Source organism: Sphingobium sp. B12D2B (assembly GCF_025961775.1).
Lineage (GTDB): Bacteria > Pseudomonadota > Alphaproteobacteria > Sphingomonadales > Sphingomonadaceae > Sphingobium.
The window spans coordinates 1,970,070-1,986,527 of the sequence record NZ_JAOQOH010000001.1; the positions used below are offsets into that span (position 1 = coordinate 1,970,070).

Genomic DNA, 16,458 nt, shown 5'->3' on the forward strand with positions numbered 1-16,458 from the left:
AGCGCGGCCCGGCATCGTAGTTCTTGCGATTAGGCCGGCACGCTCGCGAGGCGTTTGGCTGCAATATCGGCGCCTTCCCGCAGGGCCTGCAGCTTCTTCCACGTGACGGCGGGATCGATCTTGCCATAGCCGGCAAAGGTGCCGAAGCCGCAATCCGTGCTGCCGATCACGCGCTCAGCGCCGACGATGCCCGCAAAGCGCTCGATCCGCTGGGCGACCAGTTCCGGATGCTCGACATAGTTCGAGCAGCTGTCGATGAGGCCGGGCGCCAAGACGAGATCGTCGGGCAACTTCGCATCCCGCCACACGGTCCACTCATGCTCGTGGCGCGGATTGGCCGATTCAAACAGCACCACGCCGGGGCGGGCCCGCAGGATCGTCGGCAGCACCTTAGCAAGATCGATGTCGCAATCATGCGGGCCTTCATAATTGCCCCAGCAGATGTGCATCCGCAGCCGGTCGCGCGGGAGGCCTTCGGTGGCCGCGTTCAGTGCCTCGACATTGGCCTCGGCAATCTTCACGAACTCTGCGTCGCTCACATCCTGATAGCCGGTGTGGCGGGACATGGCGAGGTCGGGGCAATCAAGCTGCAGGTCGAAGCCCGCATCGATGATCGCCTGATATTCAGGGCGCATGGCCGTCACCAGATCCGCGAGATAGGCCTCGTGGCTGGGATAGTAGGCGTTGGGCTGGAAGGCCGTGATCAGACCCGGTGACGCGGCATTCATAAAGCCCCGCGCACCCCTACCCTGCGCCTTGAGCGCCTGATCGAACCGGCGAATGTCGTCATGGCAGGGCTGCAGGTTCTTGAGCTTCACCGGTGCGATGCATGAGGCGCGGGTGAACTCCTGATCGCCCATGATCGCGGCCAACTTCTTGCGCAGCTCCGGCAAGGGCGCGAGGTCGAGCGCCGGCTTGCGATCGGTGTGGCCACCAAAGCCCTCCAGACGCTCGATGATATAGGTTGAGTAACCGACCTTGCCGAGTTCGCCATCGGACACGACGCTGACTCCGGCCTCGACCTGCTTGGCGACGGCATCGTCGATGGCTTGCTGCACAACCGTCTCGAACTGCGCGGCGTCATAAGGCTCGCCATGATCCTTCGCGAGCAGCAAGGGAACAAGTTCCGGCCCGCGCGGCAGACTTCCGACATGTGTCGTTGCGATCACAGTACTCAACCCTTTCTTCAAGTCAACGCTATGCCGCCGCCCCTCGCACGACCGATGCAATCAGGCAAGCCCGAGAGAGGCCGGGCCAAAAACGCAAGGGTTACCGCCATTTGCGGAGACGGCCATTGTTGACAATATCCAATGATGTCTCAGCATCACCCGGGCAGCCGCCCGGCCCGCCGCTGTTCACACTATTGCACATATTGCTGGCCCCAAACCCTCATGTTATGCCGCCGCCACGCCGTTGCATGTCCGCTACGAGACATGAAAATCAGCAACGGCAACATGGAGAGGAGATTGCCCATGCGCAGATTTTGCGCGCGATCCGTTGCGTCCTATGCCCTGGCCTGTGCGCTAGCCGCGCCGGTTTATGCCCAGAGCGGCGAACAGCCCCAAAGTGCCCAGAATACGGATGTTACCGGCGATATCATCGTCACTGCCCAGTTTCGCGAGACACGGCTTCAGGATACGCCGATCGCCATCACGGCGGTCAACGCCGCCCTGCTGGAACAGCGCGGGCAGACCAGCATTGCCGACATCGCCAACCAGTCACCCAACGTGACCTTGCGGCCACAACCGCAAAATGGCGGCGCCGGCCTCATCGCCTTCATCCGCGGCGTGGGGCAGACCGACTTCAACTATGCCCTCGACCCCGGCGTGGGCGTTTATATTGATGATGTCTACATTCCGACCCTCTCCAGCTCGCTGCTGGACCTCATGGATCTGGACCGGGTGGAGATCCTTCGCGGCCCGCAGGGGACGCTGGCGGGCAAGAACTCGATCGGCGGCGCCATCAAGCTGTTCAGTGCCAAGCCCGATGGTTCTGGCGGCGGCACGCTCGAGGCCACCTACGGCTCCTACAACCGTCTCGATCTGCGCGGCGTGGCCGACTTCGCTGTGACGGACAATCTGTTCGTCCGCCTGTCTGGCGCCGCGAAGAGCCGCGATGGCTACCTCAAACTTCTGGATTATGGCGCGACCCACCCCGGCTCCAACGTGCCGGCCAGCAACAACCGGGGCGCCGACCCCGTCGTCGGGACGCAGGGCGGCCAATCCTATGTCGCCGGGCGGATCGCGCTGCGCTGGCTGCCGTCCGATGCGCTCGAAGTGAACCTGTCCGGGGACTATACGTCGGATAAGTCAGAGCCGGCGCCAACCGTGCTGATCGCGGCCGGTCTGCCGGGGCCGACCTCGACCAACCCCAATCCGTTCAACCCGGCCATCCCCAACCCCGGCACGAATGCCAATGGCGGTGCCTGGCTGCCCGGCAAGAATGGCAGCCCCGTGCCGGTAGGCTGCGCCTTCGTGCCTTATGGGGCCTATGGCTGCGATTCCCTGGCCAGCTCGGCCTATGGCGGTGACCGCCGCTTCATCAGCTACGCCAATTTCGTGGATGGAATGCTGCCCACGTCCCAATCCCCCTACAAGCCCTACACGGCCTTGCAGAACCAGGACTTCAAGGGCTGGGGCATTCACGGGAATGTGACGTGGACGTTGAGCGACAGCCTCAATGTCGTGTGGATTTCCTCCTATCGAGAATATCAGTCGAACTTCGGGCAGGATCAGGACGCGACTCCGGTTCCGGTGGCGCAACTGGATAACCAGCTCAACCATCATGCCTGGAGCCAGGAACTCCGCCTGAATGGCAAGGTCGGCACGTTCGCCGACTTCACCCTCGGCGGCTTCTACTTCGATCAGAAAGGCACCTACTCCGCCCGTGTCGACCTCAACTATGCCGGCATCGATTTCCTGCATGGTCCTGACACCACGCCGTCCACCTCGAAAGCGCTGTTTGCCAATGGCGTGATCAGGCCGATGGAAGGATGGAGCATCTCTGGCGGTCTGCGCTACACACGGGATGAAAAGACCTACACCTACTTCCGCCGCAACCCGGACGGCACGGTTCCGTTCGGCAACTGGACGCCGGCGCAATTGCCGTCCCTGCCGATCTGCGAGTTCTTCCAGGGCGCGCCGACCGCAGGACCGACCGGCATCGGCAATACGCCCAACTGCCTGCTTTCCGGCCTCTACAATGTCAGCGACAGCTTCAAGGGCGATCGCTGGGACTGGCGGATTTCAACCGACTTCCGTTTCTCACCGGAATTGCTGGTCTATGGCTCAGTCGCTACTGGCTTCAAAGGTGGCGGCGTCAACCCTCGGCCGTTCTTCGGGCCGTCGGCGGGTTCGTGCACGGCACCGGGCTATGTCGCTCCGGCGCCTTGCAACCAGCTCGGCAGTTTCAACCCGGAAACGCTCACCACCTATGAACTGGGGTTCAAGTCCGACCTGTTCGACCGGCGCGTGCGGCTGAACGGCGCGGTGTTCCTGAACAAATATAATGACATGATCCTCACGCTCTCGGCCTGCCCATCCGTGCCGTGCCTCAAGCCGACCAATGTCGGCAAGGCGGACGTCAAGGGCTTCGAGCTGGAAACGACCATTCATCCGTTCGCGGGATTCACCGTCGATGGGAGCCTTAGCTACATCAACTTCCAGTATAAGGAAGTCGGCACGTCCGGCATCTCACTGGATGCGGTGACGCCTTACACGCCGGAATGGACCTACAGCTTCGGCCTGCAATATGATCATGAGATCACGCCCGGCACGGTGAGCGTGCGGTTCGATGGCTCCTATCAGTCCGATGTCTTCACCGAGACATCCAACTCTGAGTGGAGCCGGGTCGAGGGCAACTTCCTCGCCAACGGCCGCCTGTCCTTCACCACGACGGACAAGGACTGGCGCGTCTCGCTGGAAGTGCAGAACATGTTCAACAAATATTACTTCCTGACCAAGAGCGATGTCAGCGCGTCGCTTGGCGTCGTGACGGGCGTACCTGCGCCATTGCGGACCTGGGCGGTCTCCGTGCGCCGCAGTTTCTGACCGCCTCGTCAAGCCAATGTATCGGGAGTGGCGCGCCGTCGCCTCTCCCGATCTTATTGTGCGCACAATCGCCGCACAAAAAGGTCGGAAGCGGTTGCGCCGCAGATACTTTGGACACTATCAATAAGCCGACCGCCTGCCTTCCCACGAACAGGACTCGTACATGCTCATCAAACGGCTCGACCACGTCAACATCCGCACCCGTGACCTGCCGCCGGTGGTGGCGTTTTACCGCGACATTCTGCTGCTTGAGGAGCGCGATCCGCCGTCCAATCTGGACCGGACGATGGTGCGATGGATGTACGATCACAAGGACGATCCGATCGTCCACATCAGCACGCCGGGCGCGCTGTCCGAACATGGGGTTTACGACAATATCACCGGGACGACGGGCGGCCTCGATCATGTCGCCTTCCAGTGCGTCGGCCTCGGTCCGCTGATCGAGCGGCTCGAGGCGCATGGCGTGCCCTGGCGGGAGAATCGGGTCGAGGTGATCAAGATGACGCAGGTCTTCCTGCACGACCCAACAGGTGTGCAGATCGAGCTGAATGTGTTCGACGAAGACCCGGCCTGAACGCGCCTAACCGGAGAGGACCGCACAGAATGACCGAAGCCGGCACGGGACAGCCGCCCAAGGCACTTGAGCAGTTCGACATCGCGGGGCGCAGCGCGCTCGTGACAGGCGCCGCCTCCGGCATCGGCCTCGCTTATGCCGAGGCGATGGCGGAAGCCGGAGCACGGGTCACGCTGACGGATGTCGATGGTGCCGCCGCCGAGCGGGAAGCAGCACGCCTGCGGGCGCAAGGCTATGAGGTGCGCGCCGACCAGCTCGATGTTTCCGACCGCGCCCGCACCACCCAGGTGTTCGATGCGCACGAGGCTGCTTATGGCGGACTGGACATCGCCTTTGCCAATGCCGGGCTTGGGATCGGCCCCGGCTTCTGGAAGCCGGAAGGCGGCCGCGACCCGCAGGGCCAGATCGACACCTACGATCCGGCCATCTGGGACCGGATCATCGCGATCAACCTGACCGGCGCCTACAATACGATGCGCGATGCTGCGCGGCTGATGAAGAAGGGCGGCAAAGGCGGCTCGATCATCGCCACCTCGTCCAACGCCGCCGTGATCTGCGAGCCGATTGTGCCGATGCCCTATATGCCGTCCAAGGCCGGGGTGAGCCATATGGTCCGCCACCTCGCGCTGGAGCTGGGGGCCTATCAGATCCGCGTCAACGCCATCTTGCCCGGGCCGTTCGTCACAAACATCGCGGATGGATCGCTCAAGGACCCCGTGGTTCGCAAGGCCTGGGACGATGCGACCTTGATGGGGCGGATTGCCGAGACATATCAGATCAAGCCGCTGGCGTTGTTCCTTGCCTCCGACGCATCGAGCTATGTAACCGGGGCGCAGATGATGATCGATGGCGGCATGTCGCTCGGCCGGCTCGGCTGAGCAACATCGCGCCGCCTCAAGCCAAGACCAGAACAGGAGTGACACGCATGACCACATCCGCACAGGCCGCCATCTGCAAGGGCGGCGAAGCGCCTTTCGCAATCGAAGCCGTGACGCTGGACGAGCCCCGCGCTGACGAGGTGTTGGTGCGCATCCACGCCTGCGGCATCTGCCACACCGATATGGCCGCACGCGATGGGCAGCTCCCGACCCCGCTCCCCATGGTGCTGGGCCATGAAGGGGCCGGCGTGGTCGAGAAGGTCGGGTCCGAGGTGACGCATGTGAAGCCGGGCGACCGGGTGCTGATGAGCTTCAACAGCTGCGGCACCTGCCCGAGCTGCGAGGTCGACAAGCCCACTTATTGCTACAATTTCGTGCCCGAGAACTGGATCGGCACCAGGCCGGACGGCAGCCACACGCTGCATCGCGATGGCGAGGGCGTGAATGCGAATTTCTTTGGCCAGTCTTCCTTCGCCACCCACGCCATCGGCCATGCTCGCAACGTCGTGAAGGTGCCCGAAAGCGCCGCGCATATACCGCTCTCGACCCTCGCGCCGCTCGGCTGCGGTTTCATGACCGGCGCCGGTGCCGTGCTGCGCAGCATGAAGGTGCGCGCCGGCATGCCCATCGCCGTCTTCGGGACGGGTGCTGTCGGTCTCGGCGCGATCATGGCCGCCAAGATCGCTGGCGCGAATCCGATCATTGCCGTCGACATCCACGACAACCGCCTGGCGCTGGCCCGCGAACTGGGCGCGACCCACACGATCAACGGCAAGACCAGCAATGCCGAGGAGGAAATCCGCAAACTCTGCCCGCAGGGGCTGGGCTACGCGTTCGATACGACGGGCCTGAAGGCGATTATCGAGAGCGCCGCCGGACTGATTGCACCGCTGGGTATCGTCGGCATCGTCGGTGCATCCGACCCCGCCGCCAATCTGACGCTTAATGAGTCGGCATTCATGGGCGGCGGCAAGCGGCTGATGGGCATCCTGGGTGGCGATTCCGATCTGTTCGGCTTTCTGCCCGAATTGATCGACCATCATCTTGCGGGTCGTTTCCCGCACGATCGGTTGATCAAGACGTTCCCCTTCGCGCAGATCGATGAAGCCTTCCATGCCGGCGAGAGCGGCGCGGTGGTGAAGCCCGTCCTTGTGATGGACGCCTGACCGGTAGCCTGATCTCCGACAAGCCGCGCCCGTTCTCCTTCGGGTGCGGCTTGGCTCGCTCGCTGATGATCAGCGAGCGTTGCCGCTTCCATCTTTTGCTGAACATGTTAATTACTTTGCGTGGGCTGACGGCCCGGCCGCGGGAGCGATTATGCGTTCGCGTATGTGATAATTTCATATATAGAGAGAATGACGATGACGGCAGCAACAAACATGATGGGAGCGGCGGCATGACGGCGCGGGGTCTGGCAGTCGAGAAGCCCAAGGCAGTCGAAGGACCGACGGTGCGTGATGCCGTGATGAGCCTGCTGCGCGATCTAGGCATGACGACATTGTTCGGCAATCCCGGCTCGACTGAGCTGCCGTTGTTCCGCGACATGCCGCAGGACTTCCAATATGTCCTGGGCCTGCAGGAAAGCGTCGTCGTCGGCATGGCGGACGGCTTCGCGCAAATGAGCGGCAATGCCGCCTTTGTGAACCTGCATTCCTCTGCCGGCACGGGCCATGCGCTTGGCAACATCTTCACCGCGTTCCGCAACCAGACGCCGCTGGTGATCACCGCAGGGCAGCAGGCCCGCAGCATCTTCCCCTACGACCCGTTCCTCTATGCCGAGCGCGCCACGGAGTTTCCGCAACCCTTCGTCAAATGGACGTGCGAGCCGGCGCGCGCAGAGGATGTGCCACTGGCGATCCTGCGCGCTTATCATATGGCGATGCAGGCGCCGCGCGGTCCGGTGTTCGTCTCGGTGCCCATCGACGATTGGGATCGCGCCTGTCAGCCGATCAGCGTATCGACTGTCTCTCAGGAATCGATGGCGTCCCCTGCCCTCATCGGTGCCGCCGCGGATGCATTGAACGCCGCGAAATCCCCGGTGATCGTTGCCGGCGCAGGCGTGGGTCGCGAAAATGCGCGCGCCGCGCTCCATGCCTTGGCGACTGCGCACCAGGCACCCGTCTGGGTCGCGCCAATGGCTGCTCGCGCCGTGTTCCCGGAAGACAATGCCCTGTTCGCAGGCTTCCTTCCGGCTTCGCGTGAAGCCATTGTGGGCGCGCTGGACGGTCATGATCTCGTGCTGGTGCTCGGTGCACCGGTCTTCACTTATCATGTCGAGGGCTTCGGCCCATATGTGCCCGAGGGCGCGCAGATCATACAGATTGTCGATGATCCCGCCACGGCCGCTCGCACGCCGGTCGGCACCGCTATCGTCGGCAATGTCGCGGATGCGATTGCGCGCCTCAATGCTGCATCCAATGCTGCACCCCGGACGCCGCCCGCACCGGCCGCGAGCCATGCAGCTGAAAGCCCCGATGGCGCCGCCATCTTCGAGCCCTATCTGATGCAGCGCCTTGATGCCCTGCGTCCCAAGGGCATCATCATCAGCGAGGAAGCGCCGAGCACGCGCGGACCGCTACACGATCATTTCCCGATCCGGCTCGAGGATGAGTTCATGGCCACCGCCAGCGGCGGGCTGGGCTTTGCGCTGCCTGCGGCAGTCGGTGCAGCGCTCGCGCAGCCAAACCGCACGGTGCTTTGCCTGCTAGGCGATGGGTCGTCCATGTATTCGATCCAGGGCCTTTGGACGGCGGGCGACCTCAAGCTCGACGTGCGTTTCCTCATCGTCAACAACGGTGGCTATGCAGCGCTCGATCAATTCGGCGCGCTGTTCGACATCGAGGTGGTTGGCAGCAAGCTCCCGGGCATCGATTTCGTGAAGCTCGGTGAGAGCATGGGCGTGCCCGGCGCGCGCGTTTCCGATCCTGCGGCGCTGGACGATGCGATCCGGGATCTGTTTGCCGGCAGCGGCCCCCGCTTGCTGGAAGTCATGGTGGAACGGGCGCGCTGAGGCTTATGCTGCACGCAGCATGAGCGGCGAGCGCCGGTGTCCGATAGGAGAAAAAGATGAGCAAGACATTCATTACCTGCGCGATCACCGGCGCATCGCCGATGCCCAAGCATCCCAACTTTCCCTTCCGCCCCGAGCATGTGGCGCAGGAAGCGCTCGACGCGGCCGAGGCCGGCGCGTCGATCATCCATGTCCATGTCCGCAATGGCGAAGATGGCACGCCGAGCCAGGAGATGGACGACTATCGCAAGGTGGTGAGCCTCATCCGGGAAAGGAACACCGACGTGATCCTCAACGTCACGACCGGCCCGGGCTGCATGTGGTTCCCCAAGAGCGCCGAGGAGCCGGCGATGCCGGACCTCGAAAAGACCCTGATGTTCACCGCGGAGCGGCGCATCGAGCACATTCTCGACCTCAAGCCCGACATGTGCACGCTCGACATCTGCACCATGAACCTGTGGGGCGGCATCGCCATGAATCTGGAGATGATCGTCGGTAAGATGGGCACCATGCTGCAGGATGCCGGCGTGCTGACCGAGATCGAATGCTTCGAGGCCGGCGATTTCGTCTTCGCGGACGATCTGATGGCCAAGGGCCTCATTCCAAAGAACGCACCGTTCACCTTCGTCCTCGGCACCAAATATGGTCTGCCCGCGACGCCGGAGGCGATGATGTATTCCAAGAACCAGATTCCGCGCGGTGCGCCTTTCACCGGCTTTGGCATTTCCCGCCACAGCTTCCCCATGGCGGCGCAGTCCGTGTTGCTGGGCGGGCATATGCGGGTCGGGTTCGAGGATACCATCTACCTGCGCAAGGGCGTGCTGGCGCAGAGCAATGCCGATCTGGTGCGGCAGGGCGTCGAGATTCTTGAGAAGATCGGCGGTGAGCTTGCCACGCCGGGTGAGACCCGGCAGATGCTCGGGCTTAAGCAGTGAGGCGGGCACAATAGGGCAGGCCCGCCGACGGCTATTGGGGGATCGCGGCATGGAAGCGAAGGCGGAGTCCTCGTCGGTCAAATCGGCCACGCGGACGCTCGACATTCTGGAATATGTCGTCAGCAGTGGCCGTCCGGTCAGTGCTGCCGAGATTGCGCTCTCCCTGGCGATTCCCGTCAGCAGCCTCTCCTATCTGCTCGGGACGCTGGTCGAGCGCGGCTATCTGTTACGCAGCGGCCGGCTCCATTCGCCCGGGCCAGCGCTCGCCCGTCTAAACCCAGCGCCCGAGGCCATCCCGCTCAAGGACCGGGTCTATCCGGTGCTGAGATCAGTCTCGCGGCAACTCAACGAGACCGTCTCCTTCTTCGTCCGCCATGGTGAGAATATGGAGGCGATTGCGGGGGAAGTGGCGCCGCAAGCCCTGCGCTATACCATCGAGGTTGGCCGCCTAGTCCCGCTCCATGCCTTTGCCGCCGGCAAGGCCATTCTGGCCGCGCTCGATCCGCAGGAGTTGGACGCCTATTTCGCGGCGGCCAGTCGCGCCGCGTTCACGCCACAGACGCGCACTGCCGAGGCAGAGCTGCGCCGCGAACTGGCACAGATCGCGCAAACCGGTATTGCGCGCACTGCTGAAGAGTTCACCCCCGGCATCATCGGCATCGGCCATGCCGTGCATGTGGGCGCGAGTCTGGTCGGCGCGATCAGCGCCGCCATCCCGGTTGCGCGGGCTACATCAGAGCTTGAGGAGCGCGCGGCCGTCCTGCTCACCCAGGCGGCCCAGGCCCTTGGCGGAGAATGAAGGCAAGGCGCAGGGGGTCATCAACCTCCTCGCACCGCTTCCCGATGCCAGCGTCGAGGAAGTCTTCGACCTGATCCTCGAAAAGGCAGGCGCCCGGATCGAGCGGATCGTGTCGCAGGGTCAGACCACGCCCGAGGTCGCGCCATACGATCAACCCCATGACGAGTGGGTAATGCTGATGGCCGGCGCGGCCCGGCTCTGGCTGGAGGACCGTGGCGAGTGCCCGCTGTCACCCGGGGATGCGCTGCTCATTCCGGCTCATGTCCGTCATCGGGTCGTCTGGACGCAGGCGGCACCGCCGACCGTCTGGCTGGCTGTGCATTTCCCGCAGGATGGCCCGGCAGACTGAACTGCCGGGCGGAGCGTAGCCGATCAGTTGCCGCGCGGATGCTTGGTCATCATCGGTGTGAAATTCTCGATGATGAAGGCGCGGCCCAGCACCGGATGCGCGAAGCTCATCGGCACTTCGTAGCGGTGCGGCCAGGTCTGCCGCACTTCCTTCTCGGGCAGGATGCGGTCAGGGCCGTTGGGATCTTCTGGATAAGGCTTCTGCGCCGGCTGCAGGTGCGCGGTGGTGTGCGCCCAGCCCTTCTCATAGTCGCCCTGCCACTGCATCATATAGTCGAGGCGCTTGATCTTCCAGACGCCGTCTTCCTTGACATAGTCATTCTCGTAGATGCCGGACTCCCAGAATTGCTGCGGCACCCCTTCGGGCTTTTCGTGCAGCGCGTCGTCATGCCAGCCACCCGCAAGAATGCCGCGGAAGCGACCCTTGGCCGTCTGGCCGTCCTCGGCAATGGTGATCACATCCTGCAGCTGGAAATGGTCGAGCAACAGGCCATGAACCGGGCCGCGCCGGCCGCCGGTGAATAGGTTCTGGAACCATGTTCCATAGAGCCGCATCACGCCCTCATATCCGACATATTCGCCGGAGAGGAACACCACGACACCCTCCTTGGCGAAGAGGCCGGCAACCTCCTCGGGGCGGTTATAGTCGATATAATAGCCATAGGCCCATTGGAGCCGACGGATCGCGTTGATATCTTCGAGTTCCTGAACCTTCTTTTCCAGCTTGGCCAGGCGCGATTCCACCTCAGACATTATCGACTCCTCTCTCTTTGACTGTATGTTTTGCTAACAAAGCACAAATAGCCGGCGAGAGGAAAGAGTCATCATGAGCAGCACGGATTGGTCCGGAAAAGTCGCGTTCATCACCGGCGCGGGCACCGGAATCGGCTTCGGGATCGCGCGGGCTTTCAGCAACGCCGGCATGCGCCTTGCCCTCTCCTACCGCAATGAAGAGCAGCGGGCGCGCTGTACCAAATGGTTCGAGGAGCGCGAGCGGGAAGTGCCGCTCTGGATCAAGCTCGACGTGACCGACCGGGCAGCGTTCCAACAGGCGGCAGAGCAGGTCGTCGACCATTTCGGCGCCTGCCATGTGCTGGTAAACAATGCCGGCGTCTCCGTCTTCGGCCCAACAGATGAAGCCAGCTATGACGATTATGATTGGATCATGGGCGTCAACTTTGGCGGAGTGGTGAACGGCATCGTGTCCTTCCTGCCCAAGATCAAGGCGAGCGGCGAAGGCGGCCATGTGGTCAACGTCGCGAGCATGGCGGCCTATCTCTCCGGGCCGCAAGCCGGGATCTATACCGCCAGCAAATTTGCCGTGCGCGGCCTGACGGAGTGCCTGCGCTATAATCTGGTGCCCTATGGCATTGGCGTCTCGCTGGTCTGCCCGGCGCTGGTCGCGACGGATGCGGCGCTCTCCGCGCTCAAGCGCCCGGCCGAATTTTCGGGCAGCGGTTTCGCACCGGTGGACGAGGCGGAAATCCGCCAGTTCGCGACCGCTTTCGAGAATGGCATGGACCCTCTGGAGGCCGGTGAGAAGATTTTTGCCGGCATGGTCGAGAACCGGGGCCTGATCTTCACCCACCCCGAATTTGCGGAAGACTTCAAGGACATCTACGAAACCAGCCTCGCCGCCCTGCCGGATGAACTCGCGCCGCCGGAGCGCCTTGAGGTCGAGCGGATGCGCCGGGCCGCTAACAAGGCCGCGCTGGAAGGCGCAAAGATCGGCTTGAGCGACCTCACCTAACTAAGGCGGAGCGCCTTGCGTGCGCGACGGCGACGATCCAATAAGACGCAAAGACAGGGGAGAATATATGAACGGCAAATCCATCGCCTCTCTGGCCGCCTTGCTGGCCGGCGCCGCGTTTGCGCCGACGCCCGCAGCCGCACAGGACGCGGCCCAGCGCTGTGCGGCCCTCACCAGCCAGACTTTCGGCGCCGAGGTGAAGATCACCAGCGCTATGCTGGTACCGGCCGGCCTCTCCAAGGCCCCGCCACCCCCGGGCGAGCCTCCCGCCACGCTGGTCCTCCCTGAGCACTGCCGCGTGGATGGCGTCATCAACCAGCGCACGGGCGCCGGTGGCAAGACCTATGGCATCGGCTTCGCCCTTGCGCTGCCGAAGGATTGGAGCGGTCGCTTCCTCCTGATGGGCGGCGGCGGACTGAATGGCAGCATTCGCGAGCCGATCGGTCCGGTTGCGGCCGGCAACCGCCCTGCCCTCGCCCGCGGCTTTGCGGTGCTCAGCCATGACAGCGGCCACAAAGGCGCGGTGTTCGACAACGCCTTCATGGTCGACCAGCGCGCGACGCTCGACTTTGCGGAGAGTTCGGTGCGCACCGTCACGCTCGCCGGCAAGGCGATCGCGCAGGGCTTCTACGGCAAATCGGCCACGCGCAGCTACATGACCGGATGCTCGACCGGCGGTCGGGAGGGCATGCTCGCCGCACAGCGTTATCCCGAGTTGTTCGATGGAATTGTGGTCGGCGCGCCGGCCATGCGGACCGGCAACTCAAATCTCGGCATGAGCTATGCACAGGTAATGTTCAACCAGGCCGCACCCAAGGATGACAAGGGCTCGCCCTTGATCGACAAAACCTTCTCGCCGGCGGACCGCCAGCTCATCCTCAAGGGGCTGCTCAACCAGTGCGACGGTCTCGATGGCATTAAGGACGGGATGATCGAGAATGTCGGTCAATGCCGCTTCCAGCCTGCCCGGCTGCAATGCACCGGCGCGAAGGCGGATTCGTGCCTGAGCAAGGCGCAGGTCGAGGCCCTTGAGCGCGCCTTTGCCGGGCCGCGCGACAGGTCCGGTTATCCGCTCTATGCGCCGGTGCCCTTTGATACCGGCATCGTCGATACCTCCGGCCCGGTATCCGGCTACATCACCACCGGCGCGCCAGGCGTGTTCGGCCCGCCACTGCGCGACCTCACGATCGATCTCGATGCCCGCATCAACAAGGTGCGCAACGACGCCCAGCAGCGGCTCACCGACACATCCTACTGGACCAACCTCAACACCTTCCTCGACAAGGGCAGCAAGATCCTCTTCTTCCACGGCGTGAGCGATCCCTGGTTCTCGGCCTGGGATACGTGGGATTACTGGCTGCGCGCGTCCGAAACCAATGGAGAAGCCTGGGACAAGGCGAGCCGCTTCTACATGGTGCCGGGCATGGCCCATTGCGGCGGCGGCAATGCCTTCGACCAGTTCGATCTGCTCGGCGCCGTGGTGGACTGGGTCGAGCAAGGCAAGGCGCCAGAAGGCGTGACTGCGAGCCGGCGCGATGGATCGGCCAGTCGTCCGCTCTGCCCGTTCCCGGGATATGCGCGCTATACCGGCGGCGATGCCACGAAGGCCAGCAGCTTCACCTGCACCCAACCTGACGTGGAGGAAAAGCCATGAGCCGCGGCCTCGGTGCAGTCGCGCTGATATCCGTGTTGGCGCTCCCGGCTCATGCCGCCGACGCTGACCCCAGCAAGCCCAGCCTGGAGTTCGCCTTTGAAGAGATGGTCACGCTCTCGCCGGCCATGCCGGCCGGGAAGACGCCCTATGGCGAGCGCCTGATCATTCCGATCACCGGCGGGACGTTTGAGGGACCGGGCATCAAGGGCACAATCATTCCCGGCGGATGGGACTGGCAGTTGCGGCGCAGCGATGGCTGCACGGACATCAAGGCCGATTATATGATCCGCACCGATGATGGCGTGATCATCAACGTCGTCAACAAGGGCACGCTGTGCGGGCCGGACAAGGACGGTAAGCCCCGGCCCGGGCGAACCCACCCGGTGTTCGAGGCACCGCTCGGCAAATATGAATGGCTCGGGCAGAGCGCATTCCTGGGCACGCTGGAGCCGGTGATGGCGGATGGCAAGGTGAGCGCCGTCCGCATCCGCTTCTACCGGGCGATGTAAGCGGGCGCCTTCTGGGCGGTCAGATGCCGTAGATGTCCAGCATGGTCGGCACCCGGTCGTTCAGCAGGCGGATGACCTTGCGAGAGATTTTCCACGCGCCGTCCTCGTGTCGCAGCTCATGCTCGTAACGCCCGAAATAGGCGTGCGAGCGATTGCTGCGCACATCGTGCACATTCACGATGAAGGTCGAATTCACGCGCGCCATCCCTTCGCCCGCCGGTTCGGCGATAACATTGCCGATCATGTGGGACACGCGCGGCATGACCGCAGACGCCACCGAAAAGCCGGAGCGGATGCGCTGGATCCGGTCCGCCAGGTTGCGGCGACCGCGATAGTAGATCAGCGAGAGTTCAGCCTCAGGGTCTTCGGTCTGCGTGCCGTCGTCGCGCCAGGCGGGCATCCAGAACACGCAATCCTTGGTGAACAGCTCAAGCCAGGCCTCGAGATCGAGACTGTCGAGCAGCAGCGCCTCGCGATATAGCAGTTGCGCGGCGTCGGCGTGGCTCAGTTGGCTCATGCGATCACCTCCGCCATGCGCTGCGCCCAGGCGCGATAGTAGCTCGCGAACAGGCTCTCGTCGCACAGCTGCGCATCCGCGACGACGTTGCGCGCGGGCTTGAGGTCGATCATGTCGGCATACATGTTCCCGCCCTCTTTCGAGGCGGTCAGACCGCGCGCGTGGCCTTGCAGCCAGGGACGGTCCTGCTCAGCCATGCCCAGCTGGGCCTCCTCATAGCAGACGGTGTCGTCCGGTGTCGCCATGCCGGTCGGATTGAAGAAATCCTCATATTGCCGGATGCGGAATGTCCGCGCCTGCGCACTCTCCCCGCGCGGCGCGATGCACCAGGTCTGCATCTCGGTGAGGCCGGCAGCCAATGGGCGGATGACGCGCATCTGGCTCGACGCATTTTCGGCGATCTGCAGGTTGGGGAAAATGGTCAGGTTGCGCATGTTGAACATCCAGTTGCGCTTGGCCTCGCCGTGATCGCGGGCGAGCTGTTCGGCTCGCTCAAACTCTGGAATGGCCGAGGAGACGGGCATGATGCCCCAGTTGAGCACATGGCCATGATCGAAGCTCATCGTGCCGCCGCTGGTGCCGCTGGCTTCCTCCTGCCAGAAGTCGGAGGCCCCCAGCGAGGACTGCACGACATCTTCGGCCTGCTCCTTGGCGCGCTGATCGAGAATGCGGATGTAGCTCGGGTGGGTGGAGGTGAAGTGATACTGGTCCGAGCAGTTTTCGAGCTGCATCTTCCAGTTCGCAGCATAAGTGAAGGTGACGCGGCCGGGGACCAGCTCCACGCCTTCCGGGCTCTTGTCGACCACCAGATCCAGCAACTTGCGGGCCTCGCCAAGATGCTCGTCTAGGCTGGGCACTTCGGCATTCAGGCTGGCGAACAGGAAGCCGCGATACTCGCCGAACTTTGCAACGGGTGCCAGATCGTGGTTCTCATCGTCGAACCCGGCGCCATAGCAGCCGCTCTTCTGCCACTTGATGTTCTTGTTCGCGCCGGCGCTGTCGAACGTCCAGCTGTGATAGGGGCAAACGTGCCGGCGCGCATTGCCACACAGCTTCTGGATGAGGCGCACGCCCTTGTGTGGACACGCATTGACGAAACAGTGCAGCACCCCTTCGCCATCACGACTGACAATGATCGGTACTCGCCCGATGAAGCCGGTGAAATAATCATGGGGATTCTCGGCTTGCGTGGCGAGCCCGATGAACACCCACCCGCCTTCGAAGATGTGCTTCATCTCCAGATCGAACAGATCGGGGTCGCGGAACAGGGCGCGGTTGACGCGGAACACGCCGTCTTCCGGACGGTCGTCGATCAGGTCGCGAAGCGCAAAGCCGGTCATCGTTCACTCATCTCCCAAGGGTCATGTTGGTCGCGCGACAAGATGCTGGAAGACCATCGCGCGCATCATGCGAAATCACTTAACATGATAAGCAT

The 16,458-nt window shown here is 63.4% G+C and carries 15 protein-coding genes; 11 read left to right on the plus strand and 4 right to left on the minus strand.

Annotated features, from left to right (window positions below; genetic code table 11):
* Positions 1-29: 29 nt before the first annotated feature.
* Positions 30-1,169, minus strand: a complete 1,140-nt coding sequence (locus M2335_RS09355) for a cobalamin-independent methionine synthase II family protein (RefSeq protein ID WP_264587197.1) — start codon at positions 1,167-1,169, stop codon at positions 30-32.
* Positions 1,170-1,472: 303 nt separating this feature from the next.
* Between M2335_RS09355 and M2335_RS09360 the strand changes: the two genes are divergently transcribed.
* The 8 genes from M2335_RS09360 (at position 1,473) to M2335_RS09395 (ending at position 10,594) form a co-directional block, all read left to right on the plus strand.
* Positions 1,473-4,049, plus strand: a complete 2,577-nt coding sequence (locus M2335_RS09360) for a TonB-dependent receptor (RefSeq protein ID WP_264587196.1) — start codon at positions 1,473-1,475, stop codon at positions 4,047-4,049.
* Positions 4,050-4,212: 163 nt separating this feature from the next.
* The gene (locus M2335_RS09365; RefSeq protein WP_264570272.1) at positions 4,213-4,623 is read left to right on the plus strand and encodes a VOC family protein; all 411 of its coding nucleotides are present in this window, start codon (positions 4,213-4,215) and stop codon (positions 4,621-4,623) included.
* A gap of 29 nt (positions 4,624-4,652) precedes the next feature.
* Positions 4,653-5,501, plus strand: coding sequence for an SDR family NAD(P)-dependent oxidoreductase (locus tag M2335_RS09370; RefSeq protein WP_264594496.1), 849 nt, complete (start codon positions 4,653-4,655; stop codon positions 5,499-5,501).
* Between the two features lie 47 nt (positions 5,502-5,548).
* Positions 5,549-6,667: an NAD(P)-dependent alcohol dehydrogenase gene (locus tag M2335_RS09375; RefSeq protein WP_264587194.1), complete on the plus strand. Its 1,119-nt coding sequence runs from the start codon at positions 5,549-5,551 to the stop codon at positions 6,665-6,667.
* A gap of 230 nt (positions 6,668-6,897) precedes the next feature.
* A complete protein-coding gene (gene mdlC, locus M2335_RS09380) occupies positions 6,898-8,511 on the plus strand; it encodes a benzoylformate decarboxylase (protein WP_264594497.1) in 1,614 nt (537 codons plus the stop codon).
* A gap of 56 nt (positions 8,512-8,567) precedes the next feature.
* Positions 8,568-9,446 carry a 3-keto-5-aminohexanoate cleavage protein gene (locus M2335_RS09385; protein ID WP_264594498.1) on the plus strand — a complete coding sequence of 293 codons (879 nt, stop codon included), beginning with the start codon at positions 8,568-8,570 and terminating at the stop codon, positions 9,444-9,446.
* Between the two features lie 49 nt (positions 9,447-9,495).
* On the plus strand, positions 9,496-10,245 hold the full coding sequence (locus M2335_RS09390) for an IclR family transcriptional regulator (RefSeq protein ID WP_264594499.1): 750 nt from the start codon (positions 9,496-9,498) through the stop codon (positions 10,243-10,245).
* Entirely contained in the window at positions 10,232-10,594 is a 363-nt protein-coding gene (locus M2335_RS09395; protein WP_264594500.1) for a cupin domain-containing protein, read from the plus strand. The genes M2335_RS09390 and M2335_RS09395 overlap by 14 nt, the downstream gene beginning before the upstream one ends.
* A gap of 23 nt (positions 10,595-10,617) precedes the next feature.
* Here the strand turns inward: M2335_RS09395 and M2335_RS09400 are convergent, their stop codons facing one another.
* Positions 10,618-11,346, minus strand: a complete 729-nt coding sequence (locus tag M2335_RS09400) for a nuclear transport factor 2 family protein (protein WP_264575811.1) — start codon at positions 11,344-11,346, stop codon at positions 10,618-10,620.
* A gap of 73 nt (positions 11,347-11,419) precedes the next feature.
* On the opposite strand from M2335_RS09400, the gene M2335_RS09405 reads away from it, so the two are divergent.
* The 3 genes from M2335_RS09405 (at position 11,420) to M2335_RS09415 (ending at position 14,506) form a co-directional block, all read left to right on the plus strand.
* Positions 11,420-12,343: an SDR family oxidoreductase gene (locus M2335_RS09405; protein ID WP_264594501.1), complete on the plus strand. Its 924-nt coding sequence runs from the start codon at positions 11,420-11,422 to the stop codon at positions 12,341-12,343.
* A gap of 214 nt (positions 12,344-12,557) precedes the next feature.
* The gene (locus tag M2335_RS09410) at positions 12,558-13,997 is read left to right on the plus strand and encodes a tannase/feruloyl esterase family alpha/beta hydrolase (protein ID WP_413716139.1); all 1,440 of its coding nucleotides are present in this window, start codon (positions 12,558-12,560) and stop codon (positions 13,995-13,997) included.
* Entirely contained in the window at positions 13,994-14,506 is a 513-nt protein-coding gene (locus M2335_RS09415; protein WP_264594503.1) for a DUF3237 domain-containing protein, read from the plus strand. Before M2335_RS09410 ends, M2335_RS09415 begins: the two co-directional genes overlap by 4 nt.
* Before the next feature lie 19 nt (positions 14,507-14,525).
* On the opposite strand, the gene M2335_RS09420 is transcribed toward M2335_RS09415, so the two are convergent.
* Both M2335_RS09420 and M2335_RS09425 read right to left on the minus strand, forming a co-directional pair.
* Entirely contained in the window at positions 14,526-15,023 is a 498-nt protein-coding gene (locus M2335_RS09420; RefSeq protein WP_264594504.1) for an aromatic-ring-hydroxylating dioxygenase subunit beta, read from the minus strand.
* Complete coding sequence (locus M2335_RS09425; RefSeq protein WP_264572791.1) at positions 15,020-16,363, minus strand: aromatic ring-hydroxylating oxygenase subunit alpha; 1,344 nt, start codon at positions 16,361-16,363, stop codon at positions 15,020-15,022. Before M2335_RS09425 ends, M2335_RS09420 begins: the two co-directional genes overlap by 4 nt.
* Between the last annotated feature and the right edge of the window lie 95 nt (positions 16,364-16,458).

What these genes read in the sequence shown, in the direction of transcription:
- M2335_RS09360 (WP_264587196.1), top strand. Translation starts at nt 1,473, where the DNA reads ATGCGCAGATTTTGCGCGCGATCCGTTGCGTCCTATGCCCTGGCCTGT.
- M2335_RS09410 (WP_413716139.1), top strand. Translation starts at nt 12,558, where the DNA reads ATGCTGGTACCGGCCGGCCTCTCCAAGGCCCCGCCACCCCCGGGCGAG.
- M2335_RS09405 (WP_264594501.1), top strand. Translation starts at nt 11,420, where the DNA reads ATGAGCAGCACGGATTGGTCCGGAAAAGTCGCGTTCATCACCGGCGCG.
- M2335_RS09420 (WP_264594504.1), bottom strand. Translation starts at nt 15,023, where the DNA reads ATGAGCCAACTGAGCCACGCCGACGCCGCGCAACTGCTATATCGCGAG.
- M2335_RS09400 (WP_264575811.1), bottom strand. Translation starts at nt 11,346, where the DNA reads ATGTCTGAGGTGGAATCGCGCCTGGCCAAGCTGGAAAAGAAGGTTCAG.
- M2335_RS09425 (WP_264572791.1), bottom strand. Translation starts at nt 16,363, where the DNA reads ATGACCGGCTTTGCGCTTCGCGACCTGATCGACGACCGTCCGGAAGAC.
- M2335_RS09385 (WP_264594498.1), top strand. Translation starts at nt 8,568, where the DNA reads ATGAGCAAGACATTCATTACCTGCGCGATCACCGGCGCATCGCCGATG.
- M2335_RS09370 (WP_264594496.1), top strand. Translation starts at nt 4,653, where the DNA reads ATGACCGAAGCCGGCACGGGACAGCCGCCCAAGGCACTTGAGCAGTTC.
- M2335_RS09365 (WP_264570272.1), top strand. Translation starts at nt 4,213, where the DNA reads ATGCTCATCAAACGGCTCGACCACGTCAACATCCGCACCCGTGACCTG.
- M2335_RS09390 (WP_264594499.1), top strand. Translation starts at nt 9,496, where the DNA reads ATGGAAGCGAAGGCGGAGTCCTCGTCGGTCAAATCGGCCACGCGGACG.
- M2335_RS09375 (WP_264587194.1), top strand. Translation starts at nt 5,549, where the DNA reads ATGACCACATCCGCACAGGCCGCCATCTGCAAGGGCGGCGAAGCGCCT.
- M2335_RS09415 (WP_264594503.1), top strand. Translation starts at nt 13,994, where the DNA reads ATGAGCCGCGGCCTCGGTGCAGTCGCGCTGATATCCGTGTTGGCGCTC.
- mdlC (WP_264594497.1), top strand. Translation starts at nt 6,898, where the DNA reads ATGACGGCGCGGGGTCTGGCAGTCGAGAAGCCCAAGGCAGTCGAAGGA.